A 14,327-nucleotide genomic window follows, 5' to 3' on the forward strand; every position below is an offset into this window, starting at 1 on the left:
CCCCATTAATGACTTTAAAGCTTAATCCTTGAGACATATAAGCATCACAAAGATAAAAGATTCTAAATGTGTGCAACATTGCTTGTCCTTTGAAGAAATGTGGGGTAAATGATAGCATCACAATCTTTAAGCACACCTTTACAATTTGGAGATTATTTTTTGCGGAAATCAATTGCAAATTTGAGAATCACTTAAACTCGTAGTTGTTGTATCTCAATTCTTTTTGGAGTTGATAAAAATTTTCAGTCGCTTTTATATCATTGGGGTAGGGGGTCTTGGGAAAATCAACGACTAGAGAACCTTTTGATAAATCTAATAGGTTTAGGGATACTAAGGGAGTATGCCATTTTGAAGTGATAAGTATTTGATTGTCCTTAATTTGTATGTTTGGAGAGATAAGAGAAAAGAATATATCATCGGGCTTGGTTCTTATCACTTGCCCATTGCATATTGGTTGCGAATCATTTGCGCTAAAGGCAGTGGCTATAAGTTTGAAATCTTGTGTGTTGAGTTCGCAACTGAATGAAATCGTGAGATTGAGATTTGGAACATATATCTTTTTAAATCTCCAACGATAGACAAACTTAGATTCAATCAAATCATCGCAAAATCCTATAAGTTGCTTTAATGGGATACTTTTGATGCGTGATATTTGATAAAGTGCATTTTTTATCAAGTCAATGTAATACTTGCATCGATTTTCTTCATTTGCTTGATTATACTGATGAGCGTCAAACTTGCTGTGTATAGTGAGTCTTTTTTCTATAAGTTCAATATCTGGTGTTGAATCTCCTATGATAATATCAATGCTATTAAAAGTATTGTCTGTCATAAATTTTAATTTTTTAATTTTATGCGACAAAAAATATCCTATGAAAAATACTTGATAATCAAAATGTGAGCAATATGTTTTGTCATAATTATGTTGATTCATAAATATTTTAATCTGTTTGAGATACATAGCTTATAATCCTTTTTCAAATCGTGTGGGCATTTTTTCTCCTTGTTCTTTGGTTTTTTGGGGTGTTTGCGCGAGGGCTTCTGCGCCAAATGCTCCAAAGATTCCTAACCCACCTGCAAGAGTGAGAGAATCTTTAAGCATCGTGCGTCTTTGGTTGTTACAAGTTTTATTTTTCATCTTTTTCCTTTTCTTGGTTTAGCTTTTGCCTAACCTCTTTGTCTAAAATCTCTTTGCATTCGCGAAAGCTTCGGGGTTTATATTTTGTCTTACCTTTGCTGGTAAGTTCGATATAAAGCTGTTCTTTATATTCAAGCATCGCAATTGCGACTTGTAAATTTACAATTTCGGCAAGATTTTTTGCCTTTTGTGCTTGAATAATCTTTAGCCGCTCTTCAAGAGTGCTTTCGCCTTTATCGCAAAGATTTTTATAATGCTGAATATCTTTGATACTCATTCCAAGCGCACGATAGAGATTGACCCAACAAAGCCAATCGATGTCTTTTTCGCTAAAATATCTTACGCCATTTTTGTCTTTATATAAATGCGGAAACAGCCCCTTATCGAGCCAAAAGCGAATCTTGCGCGAGCTAATGCCACTTTTGCGTTCTGCTTCGATAATCGTATAAGTCATATTGCCTCTTTTTTAGGTTGATTTACGCATTTTCAAGCGCAATTGTGTTGGTTGAATACAGCACTGCGTTCCCCGCAAGGCTCACCCGCGCACCATTGTCGCGACACTCTAAGACGCCCCCACGTTTGCTTGCTTGATACGCTAAAATCTGCGCCTTGCCAAGCTTTTTGCTCCAAAGCGGGACAAGATGACAATGCCCCGAGCCACACACCGGGTCTTCGCTCACCCCGTGTTTGGGCGCAAAGCTGCGGCTGACACAATCAAAATTTAATAAACCTTGCGTAGATTCTGACTTTATAGAATCCCCGCGCGCGGTGATATGGCACAGCACACCCTCGAGCTCTAGCACCTTTGACATATCGGGTGTGCAATCGCGCACTTGTTGCTCGTTTTCTAGCACGCAAACCAAATCGCGCCCCAAATAGGCTTCGATAGGCGCAAAGCCAATCGCGGCATAAATCTGCTCTATGCGCTCTTTTGTGAGCGCAAGCGGGTTTAGCGCAAAGCTTGGCAAATCAATCTCGTATTTATCGCCCATTTTGCGCACTTGCAAGATTCCGCTTTTGGTCTCAAACGCGACTTGTTGCGCGGCAGAATCGATAAAGTTCATAACGATAAATCCTGTCGCAAGTGTCGCGTGTCCGCAAAGATCGATTTCACCCGCAGGGGTGAACCAGCGCAATTGATAGGTTGCGTTTTTGGGTTGCGGCACGCAAAACGCGGTTTCAGATAGGTTGTGTTCGCTCGCAATCTTTTGCAGCAAAGCATCATCAAGCCACCGCTCACAGACGCACACAGCAGCGGGGTTGCCGCCAAAGATTTTATCGCTAAATGCGTCAATCACATAACATTGCATAAGGGTCTCCTTGAGTTCAAATTGTATTGATATTTTAGCATTATAAAGCATACCACTAGGTGTTTGTCAAGAGGGCGCGAGAGAATCTGCACTAGGGGGAGGATAATTTATAAAATTATCATTAAGGTTATGCTACAAGTCTATCCTATCAAAATCTGCACAGCACTTAAAAGCAGTAAAAATGCCATTATAAAATTCACCGGCTTATAATATTTTTGCAAAAATTCGCAAAAAACCGCCCCGCCAATCACCCAAAGAAAGATGCCCACAAAGTTGATAATGATTGAAAGTAAGACAAAGAATCCACTCATCGAAAGACTTTGATAATAGGGCAGCACAAACGCACTTTGAATCGTAATTGCATATAATGCAGCTTTGACATTCACAAACTGCAAAACCATTCCGCCAAAAAAGCCAATATTGTTATTTGTAGATTTTACATTTTTTTGTGCGTTTGTTTGAGAATCTGCAAGCTTAGAATCCACCGGCACAGGCGCGCGGCTGCGCACAACTTTATACGCAATATACAGCACATATAAAGCGGATAGATATTTTAAATAATCATTAATAGATTCAAGCAACGCACCCAAAATCGCACTGCCAAAACCAAATACAATCATCATAATCGCAAAACCGACATAGATTCCAAGAATGAGAATCTTCGCGTCTTTGCGTTCATAGCTAATCATTGCATTGAGGGCAAGGATATTATTGGGTCCGGGCGTAATCGCGGTAATCACCGCATAGAGCAAAAATGAGAAAAATGCCGATTCGTCCATTATATCTCCTATCGATTCTTTGCACTCATTTTAATATTTTTTTGTAAAAATCCGTGTCTAATCTAGCACACTTCGCCTAGCACATTCCCAAGTCTTTTAATCCCCTCATAAATCATCTCGCAAGACGCGTTAGTATAATTTAAGCGCATTGTATTGATGTCTTTGCTGTTAATATAAAAACAATCGCCCGGCACAAAAACGACTTTTTGTTCTAATGCTTTGGGAAAGAGTTGCATCGCGCTTATGTTTTTGGGCAACGTAACCCACAAAAACATACCTCCTTCTGGCTTTGTCCAACAGACATTTTTAGGAAAATATTGCTCCATTGCTTCAAGCATTGCATGTGCTTGAGCTTGATATAAAGCGCGAATTTTTGCAATATGTTTTTCATAGTCATTATGCTTTAGATAATCCCAAATCAAATATTGTGCAAAGGTATTGCTGTGCAAGTCGCTTGCTTCTTTTACAACACTTAGTTGTTTGAGAATCTCGGTATTTTTTGAGATAATAAATCCTAGCCGCATTGCAGGCGAACAAGTTTTGCTAAAAGTGCCAAGAACGAGGCTAAAAGGGTGTTTGTCAATGCCAATATAGGGCAGGCTCTCGCCTTCAAAACGCAACGCGCCATATGGGTCGTCTTCGACTAAAACAAGCTTTTGTGCGCATAAAATATCGCAAATCTCTTTGCGATTTTGCGCACTATAAGTCAAGCCGGTGGGGTTTTGAAAATTTGGAATACTATAAACAAGTTTTGTGGGCGTTTTTAGGGCTTCTTTTAAGCCCTCTGGTTCTAGCCCATTTGGGGTAAGTTCGACCGGGCAAAAGGTTGGTTGGTATTGATAAAAAGCTTGAATCGCACCCAAATAACTTGGCTTTTCGATGATGATATTATCACCCTCGTTGATAAAAACTTTGCCGATTAAATCAAGCGCTTGTTGCGAACCTGTGGTGATAAGGACATTTTCGTGCGTAAGGTTTAAGCCATGTTTTTGGCTAAAAGAATGTGCGATAAATTCTCGTAATTCAATGATCCCCGCGGTGATAGAATATTGAAAGACCTTATCGCCATAATCATGCACGATTTTTTGCATAGAATCTAAAAGCTCTTCTTTGGGAAATGAGATGGGGTTTGGCAACCCACCCGCAAAAGAGATAATTTCAGAATCGAGTGTTGTTTTTAAGATACTGCGGATAAAAGACGGCGGTGTCTTTTGAATGCGCTGTGATAAAAGGCTTTGCATGGTGTTCTCCTGTGGTTGGGTTTGTTGTTTTGTCTCATCTCTTTTAATTTTTTTATCTCTGCTTTGGGCATTGAGCTAGAATGTTATGTGTTGATTCTTTATATCAAATATCTAATTCATATCTCCCGCCATCTTTTTAATGTTGGGAATAATTGAGTGCAATATTGTTTCATTTGTTCATTTGTCATTCCTGCTTGTGCGCCATATAAAGAACACATTTGTATATACTCCTGCATCGATACTTTGTCTATAAATTCGCCATTTTCATAACAAAATTTGCAATAATCAAGACTAACGCTTCCGTCTTGATTTGTTCCTAATTGTTCCTCTGAAGTTATGGGCATACCGCAACTTTGACATATTTTATGATTCATAAAAATCCTTTGTCATATATTCTGCCAAAAACCCAAAAAAGTTTGGCTTTTGGATTGATTTGTTTGATGACTATTGCTTCGCTTCACCTCTTTTAACTTTCTTGTCTCTACTTTGGGCGTTGAGCTGGATTTCTGCATGTTGGTTTTTAATGTCAAGTGGCCAATCCAAGCCTTGCTCCTGCACATTCCAATCGGGGAATTTGCCATTTTCTACACTCAAATAATCCTCCACACAACATTGCTCGATGAGCTTGTAAGAAATATACGCATTAGGAATCTTTTTAAGCCCAAAAAGCCCCTTAATGTTTTTCTCAAAATTTTCTTGAAAAATCATATAAAATTCAATTTTTGCACCGCTTAGAATCGTATGATAGAGAAAATACCACACACCAAAACTTCTTATGCTTGGGCGTCCTTTTATGCCACCATCACGATAAATCGATAAAGTATTTTTAATGCCTCCTTCACTTTGGCTTCCGCCGATTTTTTTAATCTCACCATTAACGACAATCAAATACACTCTTGCGACATTTTCGCTTAGAATCTTTTGGGGTAAAGCTTTGCCATTTTCATCTTTTAAGTCTTTAAGATAATTAAAATTTAATCTCGTGCTACCCTCTACAAATTCCACATCAGCAATCTTAAATGCAGTTTTGACTTCTGAAATTTTCATCTCTCATTCCTTTATAATCAATAACTCGTGGCTTTGTTTGATATTATCGGTATCACCTCTTTCTACGCGATTTTTGCCAATGCGTGTTTCGCCTTGTCCCATTGTGTATTGCCATTTGGGTTCTAAGATTTTAAAATCTTTGTAAGCCTCGCGCACAAAAGCACAATCATTATAGCTTAAAATAAATCTCCCCTTATGATTTTTAAGACATTCTGCCAACAGCTCGTGTTTGAATCCATTATGATGAATCGGGAAATTACGCATCGGATAGATTCCGCGAAACATCTTAGAATCTCCCTCTAAAAAATAAGGCGGGTCGCAATAAAAAAAGTCATTAGGATACGCTCTAAAGACTTGCTCAAAGCTTTCACACTCCACACTTAGATTTTGCAGCCTAGAATCTTGTCCCAAATCTTTTAGTTTTTGCAAAGCATTCAAATAGCGGGTTTTGTCTTCATAAATCTTGCTTATCCAACCCAAAAAACCGGGTCCATAGCTTAGGTTAAAATTAAAATAATAATCCCGCGCAAGGGTTAGAGAATCTAAGGAAATCTCATTTTTATAATGCCTTCTTAACTCTTCTTTGATGATTGCATAAGTCTCTTTTGTGGGTTCAAGCTTATAGAGTTCATCATAAAGTTTTAGAGAATCTGCGCATAAAACCTGCCAAAAATTCACCAAAATATCAAAAATATCAAAGGCTTTGACTTCTAAATCTAGCTCAACTGCGCTTGCAATCTCTACGCTTCCTCCACCCATAAATGGCGAAATCAGCCTTTTTATATCATCGGGGAAATGCTCGATGATGAGCCCAACAGCTAATGACTTCCCACCACCATAACGCAAAGGGCTTTTAGAATAGCGTTTGTAGGCTAGGGATTTGCCTTTTAGTGAATCTAAAAACAAAGCCTTTTTATCGCTCAAAGTATCGCTTTGGTAAAAGAGGTTTTGTCGCTCCAAAGTTAATGTCAATTGCACTCCTCAAAATGCCAAAAGTGCGTTTTGGCGCATAGTTTTTCCATTCACAATGCGTCTTTGCAACACTAAGTGGGCATTCGCACATTTATTTAGCCCGCTATTATACCATATTTTGCCCCTGTTTGGGCAACCAGCGCGCGCTATTTCCCCACGCGTTTTGCTGCCTCGCCGCTGTATCGTTCGCCCCTAATTGGAATCTTTGCAAGTGCGGTATTGATTTGTTGCAAATCTTGCGCATTAAGCGTGAGTGTGAGAGATTGCAGATTCTCAACCAATCTACTTCCATTTGTCGTGCCAAAAATGGGAGCGATAAAGGGCTTTTGCGCACACACCCAAGCAAGGGCAATCTGTGCGGGTGTCGCGTTCTTTTGCGCCGCAATCGCGCGGATTTGCTCAAGCAAAGCCATATTTGCCCGCAAATTTTCTTTTTCAAACCGCGGCACGGTGCTGCGAAAATCATCTTTAGCAAAGGTTGAATCGGCATTAAACTTGCCTGCCAAAAAGCCCTTGCCAAGCGGCGAAAATGGCACAAAGCCGATACCAAGCGATTCTAAAAGCTCTAAAAGCTCCTTTTCTGGCTCGCGCCACCACATCGAATACTCGCTTTGCACCGCGGCAAGCGGAAACACAGAATGTGCTTTTTTAATGCTCTCAACCCCCGCTTCGCTCATTCCCCACGCTTTAATCTTGCCCTCTTTGACAAACTCTTGCATCAAAGCGGCAACCTCTGTCGGCGGGACTTTGGGGTCGACTCGGTGTTGGTAATATAAATCGACACAATCTGTCTGCAACCGCGTTAGGCTGCCCTCGAGCGAGCGGCGAATCTGTTGCAAGTTGCTATCGACAATCTGCTTGCCGCTCTCAATGCGGATTCCAAATTTGGTTGCAAGAACGACCTTGTCGCGAAAGGGCTTAAGCGCCTTGCCAACAAGCGTTTCGTTGGTGTAGGGACCATAGACTTCGGCGGTGTCAAAGAATGTAACGCCCAAATCGTGCGCTTTGTGAATGAGCGCAATCATCTCGTTTTCGTCTTTTGGCTGTCCATAGCCATAGCTCATACCCATACAACCAAGCCCAAGCTGGCTGACTTTGAGGTTTCCTAGTTGCACATTTTTCATCGTTGCTCCTTTTGTGTTTGTGGTGTTAGAATCTGCGAACGCATTGCCCGCAAACCCCGATAAAATCGCTGTGCTAAGCACTCCAAATGCAAGTGAATCTTGCAAAAAGTCGCGGCGATTTTTCATTTTTTGCTCCTTGTTTTTAAATGCAATGGGCATTATAAAGCATTCCACTAGGTGTTTGTCAAGGGGTGCAAAAGCGTGAGTAGAGCTAAATCATGCTATAATGCAAAAAACTTAGAGGAAACCGATGAAACACAAAGAGCATTATAATGATACATATATTCTTGATTTGTCGCAAAAAATCCTTGCGGTAATGCCCGAATTTGAGGCAAAAACTTTTGTAGATTCTCTGCTTGGCAAGTTAGATGATAAAGAGCTTTTTGCACGATTTGATTGTATTGTTGATGCAATGCAAAAGAGTATGAGTGATGATTATTCTAAAAATATTGAGGTATTTTTTAAGATTCTTGGAGAAGAGTTAAGCAAGAGCGAGGGAATGTTTCAGTTTGGTTGGTGGCTGTGGCCTATTGGCAGATATGTGGAGCGGTGTGGGAATGAAAATTGGCGTTTGTCGCTTGCGTTTTGTAAAGAGCTAACGAAACGATTTACCGGTGAATATGCGATTCGTCCTTTGCTTAAAGAACACCCAAAAGAGGTGATGGACGAGCTAATTAAGTGGAGTTTGGATTCTAATGTCCATGTGCGGCGGCTTGCAAGCGAGGGTGTGAGAATCCGCCTCCCTTGGTCGCAAAAATTATTTGTTGCATTAGATGAGTTTGAAAAATACACAACTTTGCTTACGAATCTTAAAGATGATTCTGAAAAGTTTGTGCAAAAAAGCGTGGGGAATAACCTGAATGATTTATATAAAGACGCACCAGATAAGGCAGATTATATTATTGCACAATGGGAAAAATCAGGCAATAGCAAAGCGCAAATGTGGATTATCAAACACGCAAGAAGAAATCAAAAATAAGCAAAAAACTTAGAATCTAAGACAAAACAATGACAAATCTCTATCTTAAATCCCCACTCTATCTGCTTTTGCGTTGCTCTTTGCCCAATATGGTCGGGGCGGTTTTGCTCTCTGTTTATTTCATCGTTGATGGAATCTTTGTCGGCAAGTTCTTAGGTGCAGAGGCTCTTGCGGCTATGGGGCTTGTAATGCCTTTTATCGCGATGTCTTTTGCGCTTAGCGATATGGTCGCGGTGGGTGCTGGGGTGCAAATCTCGATGCGACTTGGCAAAGAAAAAATCAAAGAAGCGGGGATTATTTTTAGCACCTCTTTGGTTGTGATTTTTGTCATTGCTTTGGTGATGAGTGTGATATTTTATTTTCTTACACCCTTGCTTTTGGGGTTTGTGAATGCGCATGATTCTCTTAAAGAATCTGCATTAGAGTTTAGCAGAGTATTTTTATATTTTATGCCTTTTATCTCACTCTATTTTGCGCTAGATATATTCTTGCGAATCTGTGGAAAAAACATTTACACAATGTTTATCAATGTGGTTTTGGCTCTGACAAATATTGGCTTGGATTATCTTTTTATTGTAGAGTTTGGCTTAGGGCTTTACTCTGCTGCACTCGCAACTTGTATTGGATTTAGCCTTGCAACACTTTTTGGGTTCTTGCCCTTTTTGTTTATGGACTTGCAGCTGAAATTTTCTAAAGTATTATTGAATTTTAAAATTTTATGGAATATTTTTTATAACGGCAGCAGTGAATTTTTTGGCAATATTTCGGGTTCAACCTATGCTCTTTTTGCAAATGCACTTTTGCTAAAAATCGCTGGTGCTGTGGGTGTGGCTGCTTTTAGTATTGTGTCGTATATCGATACCTTTGTGATTTTGCTTTTGATGAGTTTAAACGAAGGAATCCAACCTGCACTTGGTTTTAATTATGCAAGAAAAGATACCGCAAGGCTAAAATCTTTGATTGTGCATACCTTTGCGGCAGCTTTTATCTTTTGTTTGTTTGTTTTTGCGCTCTGTATGGCTTTTAGCGATGAACTCGTGCAGTTTTTTGCGCAAAAAAGTGATGAAGATTTGCTCAATCTCGCCTCTTTTGCGCTTTTGCTCTATGCGTTGAATTATCTGATAACTTGGTTTAATCTCTCTACAAGCTCGCTTCTAACCGCTATCAACAAACCCACTTTTTCGCTCATTTTGAGTTTGTCTCAAAACCTTTTGATTCCTTTGGTGCTTATTTTTAGCTTGTCTTATTTTTGGGGCTTAAAGGGTATTTTTCTCACCGCTTTTGTGGCGGAATGTTTATGTGTGGTTTTGAGCATTATTTTTATCAAAAAGTCTTTTGCAAGCACGCAATCTTGAGAGGAACAATGGCAAACGATTTTTGTATTTTTGGCAAGTTTTTGTATTATGACTTGCAAAAGATTTTAAAAGCATATAACCAAAGCCAAAGCAAAGAAGTTTTTAGATTCATAGAGCAATACAAAAAGGAATACTTTTTTGTGGGTTTTTTGCAGTATGAATTTTATCATTATTTGCACGATTCAAGCTATCAAAGCAAAGAAGCTTATTGCGTTTTTTATGCGTTTAAACAGCGAAAGATTTTTAAGCCTTTGGAGGTTGATGAGGAGGATTTTATCCCAAGTTTTAAACATTTTCTCGATAAATCCCTTTATGCAAAAAACTTCAAAAGCGTTAAAGACGCGATTGCAAAAGGGCAAAGTTATCAGGTGAATCTCACCCAAAAACTTAGCTTTCAAACAAAGCTTGATTCTTTTGCGTTGTTTCATCTTTTGTTGCAAAGGCAAAATACCAAATTCAGGGCTTATTTGAAAAGTGATTGTTTAGAGATTCTATCTTTTTCGCCCGAATTATTTTTTAAAACACATAAAAATAAAATCATCACAAAGCCTATGAAAGGCACGATTAAAAGGGCAAAAGACCCCCTGCAAGATGAAAAGAATAAAAATTTTCTACGAAAAGATAGCAAAAATTTAAGCGAAAATGTGATGATTGTCGATTTGTTGCGCAATGATATTTCAAAGCTGATTAAAAAACACAGCCAAAAAGTTAAACTTTTTAGGCTCAAAACTTACCCGAGCTTACATCAAATGTTTTCGTGTGTGCAAGGAAAGCTCAAAAAACAAGTTTCTTTTTATGATATTTTTGCTGCTCTTTTTCCGTGTGGTTCTATCACAGGAGCTCCAAAGCTTGAAACAATCAAGCTGATAGAAAAGTTAGAAGGCAAAAATAGGGGAATCTATTGTGGGGCTATTGGTGTGATTCATAAAAACAAAAGCACATTTAGTGTTGCGATACGCACACTTGAAAAAAGAAATGCGCTCTATCATTATGGCGTTGGTAGCGGTTTGGTTTGGGAAAGTAGCCAAAAGCAAGAGTTTAAAGAACTCAAGCTTAAGGCAAAGATTCTAAAACCAAAAGATTTTTATCTTTTTGAAACAATGCTTTATAAGAATGGTTTCGTTTTGTTTTTTAAAGAACATCTGCAAAGGCTTGCTGATTCTGCTTTGAAGCTTGGTTTTAAGACAGATAGATTAAAACCCTATTTAGATAGAGAATCTGCCGCTTTAGAGACTTTGCAAAATCTATCTTTTTTTGAGCTTAATCATCAGCTTTTTTCTTGTCAAAATGCTTTGTTGTATCCTTTTAAAAGTGATAAAAAGGGTAATAGAATCCTAAAAATGATTCTCCACAAAAATGGCGCATTAAGCTTTCATTTTTACCCCCTAAAAGATAGCTTAAGTGATGTTTTGCTTCTAAGCAATATGCCACTTCAAATCAGTGATAAGCTATTTCACAAAAGCTCTTTACGAAAAATCTATCAAGAACAAAGTTTTAAATGGGAGCAAAATTTATGCTATGACATAGCATTTTTGAACAACAATAACGAACTTTGCGAGGGAACAAGGTCAAATATTGTGTTGAGAGAGGGAGATGAGTTTTTCACACCCGCCTTGCAGAGCGGTTTGCTGAATGGAATCTATCGGCAATTTTTGCTTGATTTGGGGCTTATCAAAGAAAAAGTGCTTTTTAAAGAAGACTTACAAAATGCGCGTGAGATTTATTGTATCAATTCTGTGCGCGGAGCAAAAAAGGTTATTTTGAATGAAAAAGATTCTATTGATTGATAATTACGATTCGTTTAGTTATGAGCTGGTTTATTATCTTAAAGAGCTTGGTTATCAATGCACAATTATTCAAAATGATTCGTTTAGCAATGCTAAAGAGCTTGAAAGATTTGCGTTTTCTCATCTTATCATCTCTCCGGGTCCCCATTCTCCTAAAGAATCAGGACTTAGCCTCAAGGCAATCAAACATTTTAAAAAGCAAAAAAAGATTCTAGGCATTTGTCTGGGGCATCAGTGTATCGCTTTTGCATTTGGTGCGAAAATTGCCAAGCTTAAATACCCAACGCATGGAAAAACAAGTGTTTTAAAATTTAAAAAAGACAAACTTTTTAAAAAGCTTCGCAAAACTCGCGTTTGTTTGTATCATTCTTTATATGTTAAAACAATGCCCAAAGAACTAAAGGTTTTATCCCAAAACAAGCAAGGTATTGTAATGGCATTACGACACAAAAAGCTTCCTATCTATGGTGTGCAATTTCACCCTGAAGCTATTTTGAGCCAAAAGGGCAAAAAGATTTTAAAAAATTTTATGGAACTTTAGTTTGTTTAAGCAAAGCCTTTTGTGCGATGTCTTAATCTTGTTCTTGCAGATTAATCAACCTATACCGCAGTTGATAATCTAAAAACTTTTTATAATCTCTCAAAAATTCTTCTTTTTGCGGGTTGATTTCAAAAGATTCTTTGTTATTTTGTAAGCTTGTTGGGTTAAGGAATCCATAGCCTACTTTGGAATTATCAGGGTAGATACCCTCTTTGTCAATGCTTACGCTTGTATTGTAGCCAAACTCATATTTTGAATCTGTGATTTCTCCTAGTAGATTGCGTCCGCCGAGATTTAGCACTTCTACTTCGCTTAAAGAAAACGCATAAAGTGTCGGGAAAATATCTTTGTGTGAGCCTACGCGTGTGCTGTCATAAACGATATTTTTGCGATAAGATTCTGGCAAATACAGATAAAAAGGCACACTAAAGCTTAGGGCTTTGTCTGCTATAAAATCCGTCTGCATATCGCGCACTCTATGATCACCAGCAGCTGCGATAATGAGATGATCTTTTAATGGGCTTTGTTTGACTTTATCGAGAAATTTGCCGAATTCATTGTTTGCATAAGCATAGGTGTTGATATTTTCATACAATCTTATCGGGAAAAGCTGTGAGAGTGATATGGGGATTGCTTCAAGTTTTACACTTTCATAAACTTTTGGAAAGGGGCGGTGGTTACTTGTGCTTAGAGCAATAATCAAAAGTGGCTCTTTGGCATCAGAAAGCAAAGAAAATGCTTCTTCATACATATATTCGTCTAAAAGTCCATAACCAAATCTGGTTTTGGCGGATTGTGGATAATGTTTCATTAAAACGATTTCATCAATGACTTCATCAACACCTTGTCGTTTCATATATTCTCCAATATCATACCATGAGCGATTGCCAGCATTAAGAAAAATGATTTTGTAGCCTTGCTTTTTATAGATTTCTATTGGTGTATAAGGGAGATAATATCTGCTGTAATCAAATGATCTATTTAGGGGGGAAGGTTTGCCAAAAAATAAAAATGAAAGGCTAGTTATAGTGTCATTACCAAAGGATAAGAATCTATGCCATACAAAATCCTGCTCAAAGTGTTTTTCTAATGCTCCTAAAAGATTAAGGTCTTTATTGTGAAATGCAAACAGATTCCCTCCAAAAGATTCCATAAGATTGACCATAATATGAGGTTTGTCAAAATCATTTTTTGATGTCTTGATAAAAAGTGGAAAAAGCTTTTTTTGCAAAAGGACACTTTCATCATTGCTTACAGGCTCAAATTTTTGCCCCTTGTTTTTGTAATGTTGATATGCCCACGCAAAAGACATCATGGGATTAAGCGCAATGGCATTAAAAGATTCAATAGTAGAGAAGCGATAGAGATTTCTATTCATTGTAACATGCTTAAAAGGACCTCTTAGAGCTAAGATATACAACATCATAAAGACAAGAAATAATGTCAAGACGATGCGAAATTTGAGACGGACTAAGGGCAGATTCAGATGGAGAAATTTGGTATTGAGCCATACGCAAAAAATACTAAAAATCACACAAATAAAAAGCAACAATATAGTAGGATAATCTCTAAAAATAATCCCTAGAATCGTGCTTGTGTCATCATCTTTGAGTGCAAAGATAAAACTTGTGATATGACTCTGATAGGTTTGATAGTAATAAAAATTGACAAAAACAAAAAAGATACAAATAAAAGCAAATAAACCAATATAGCAGTTGGAAAAATAAAGATAAAGCTTTTTAAATTTTAAGCTTTGCCCCCCCCCCCGCATAATTTATTAACCTTTGAGCATAGCTTGATGAAAATATCACTGCAAACAAGGCGCAAACAAGCAAGGGTAAGAATCCAATAGAGATGACACGCAAATCTGCTACGCTACCTAATGCAAACATTAAAATGAAATCAGAAAAATGGTCTTGTGCTAATTCTAAAGGGATAAATGCGTTTGCCATTGCACATCTTGCTACAAAAAAGAGGAGTAAAAATATCACAGCAAAGAGGAGAATCTGTAAAATAATACGCATAAGTTGAGCCTTTGAATGAAATTTCAAGTA

16 protein-coding genes are annotated in these 14,327 nt (G+C 38.0%); 4 read left to right on the forward strand and 12 right to left on the reverse strand.

All coding sequences use genetic code 11. The annotated features are described in order from the left end of the window. Positions 1-187 precede the first annotated feature (187 nt). The 10 genes from LS68_RS06325 to LS68_RS06365 form a co-directional block, all read right to left on the reverse strand. Positions 188-961: a hypothetical protein gene (locus tag LS68_RS06325; RefSeq protein ID WP_034371540.1), complete on the reverse strand. Its 774-nt coding sequence runs from the start codon at positions 959-961 to the stop codon at positions 188-190. 3 nt (positions 962-964) lie between these two features. After that, entirely contained in the window at positions 965-1,138 is a 174-nt protein-coding gene (locus tag LS68_RS09585; protein ID WP_158621830.1) for a hypothetical protein, read from the reverse strand. Beyond that, positions 1,128-1,592 (reverse strand): MerR family transcriptional regulator, encoded by a 465-nt coding sequence (locus LS68_RS06330; protein ID WP_052100346.1) that lies wholly within the window; start codon positions 1,590-1,592, stop codon positions 1,128-1,130. Before LS68_RS06330 ends, LS68_RS09585 begins: the two co-directional genes overlap by 11 nt. 22 nt (positions 1,593-1,614) lie before the next feature. After that, positions 1,615-2,448 (reverse strand): PhzF family phenazine biosynthesis protein, encoded by an 834-nt coding sequence (locus LS68_RS06335; protein WP_034371538.1) that lies wholly within the window; start codon positions 2,446-2,448, stop codon positions 1,615-1,617. Between the two features lie 140 nt (positions 2,449-2,588). Continuing rightward, entirely contained in the window at positions 2,589-3,227 is a 639-nt protein-coding gene (locus LS68_RS06340) for a LysE family transporter (protein ID WP_138091233.1), read from the reverse strand. Between the two features lie 62 nt (positions 3,228-3,289). Beyond that, positions 3,290-4,468 carry a PLP-dependent aminotransferase family protein gene (locus tag LS68_RS06345; RefSeq protein WP_034371535.1) on the reverse strand — a complete coding sequence of 393 codons (1,179 nt, stop codon included), beginning with the start codon at positions 4,466-4,468 and terminating at the stop codon, positions 3,290-3,292. Between the two features lie 116 nt (positions 4,469-4,584). Continuing rightward, positions 4,585-4,842, reverse strand: a complete 258-nt coding sequence (locus tag LS68_RS06350; RefSeq protein ID WP_034371532.1) for a zinc ribbon domain-containing protein — start codon at positions 4,840-4,842, stop codon at positions 4,585-4,587. Between the two features lie 70 nt (positions 4,843-4,912). Next, entirely contained in the window at positions 4,913-5,515 is a 603-nt protein-coding gene (locus tag LS68_RS06355; protein WP_034371529.1) for a restriction endonuclease, read from the reverse strand. 3 nt (positions 5,516-5,518) lie between these two features. Beyond that, the gene (locus LS68_RS06360) at positions 5,519-6,487 is read right to left on the reverse strand and encodes a DNA adenine methylase (protein WP_241993697.1); all 969 of its coding nucleotides are present in this window, start codon (positions 6,485-6,487) and stop codon (positions 5,519-5,521) included. 146 nt (positions 6,488-6,633) lie between these two features. Further along, positions 6,634-7,737 carry an aldo/keto reductase gene (locus LS68_RS06365; protein ID WP_241993698.1) on the reverse strand — a complete coding sequence of 368 codons (1,104 nt, stop codon included), beginning with the start codon at positions 7,735-7,737 and terminating at the stop codon, positions 6,634-6,636. Positions 7,738-7,861: 124 nt separating this feature from the next. On the opposite strand from LS68_RS06365, the gene LS68_RS06370 reads away from it, so the two are divergent. From LS68_RS06370 to LS68_RS06385, 4 genes are read left to right on the forward strand one after another with little or no spacing between them, the layout of a single operon-like run. Next, positions 7,862-8,590: a DNA alkylation repair protein gene (locus LS68_RS06370; protein WP_034371462.1), complete on the forward strand. Its 729-nt coding sequence runs from the start codon at positions 7,862-7,864 to the stop codon at positions 8,588-8,590. Positions 8,591-8,619: 29 nt separating this feature from the next. Next, positions 8,620-9,945, forward strand: a complete 1,326-nt coding sequence (locus tag LS68_RS06375) for an MATE family efflux transporter (protein ID WP_034371459.1) — start codon at positions 8,620-8,622, stop codon at positions 9,943-9,945. A gap of 8 nt (positions 9,946-9,953) precedes the next feature. Continuing rightward, complete coding sequence (locus LS68_RS06380; RefSeq protein WP_034372458.1) at positions 9,954-11,732, forward strand: bifunctional anthranilate synthase component I family protein/aminotransferase class IV; 1,779 nt, start codon at positions 9,954-9,956, stop codon at positions 11,730-11,732. Continuing rightward, the gene (locus LS68_RS06385; RefSeq protein WP_034371457.1) at positions 11,710-12,273 is read left to right on the forward strand and encodes an aminodeoxychorismate/anthranilate synthase component II; all 564 of its coding nucleotides are present in this window, start codon (positions 11,710-11,712) and stop codon (positions 12,271-12,273) included. The genes LS68_RS06380 and LS68_RS06385 overlap by 23 nt, the downstream gene beginning before the upstream one ends. A 31-nt stretch (positions 12,274-12,304) precedes the next feature. Here the strand turns inward: LS68_RS06385 and LS68_RS06390 are convergent, their stop codons facing one another. Together LS68_RS06390 and LS68_RS06395 are read right to left on the reverse strand one after the other, a co-directional pair. Continuing rightward, entirely contained in the window at positions 12,305-14,044 is a 1,740-nt protein-coding gene (locus LS68_RS06390; protein ID WP_081950935.1) for an LTA synthase family protein, read from the reverse strand. After that, positions 14,013-14,297, reverse strand: coding sequence for a hypothetical protein (locus LS68_RS06395; protein ID WP_138091235.1), 285 nt, complete (start codon positions 14,295-14,297; stop codon positions 14,013-14,015). Before LS68_RS06395 ends, LS68_RS06390 begins: the two co-directional genes overlap by 32 nt. Positions 14,298-14,327: the final 30 nt, after the last annotated feature.

Origin of the sequence: Helicobacter sp. MIT 05-5293 (genome assembly GCF_000765665.2) — a bacterium.
Classification (GTDB): Bacteria; Campylobacterota; Campylobacteria; order Campylobacterales; family Helicobacteraceae; genus Helicobacter_C.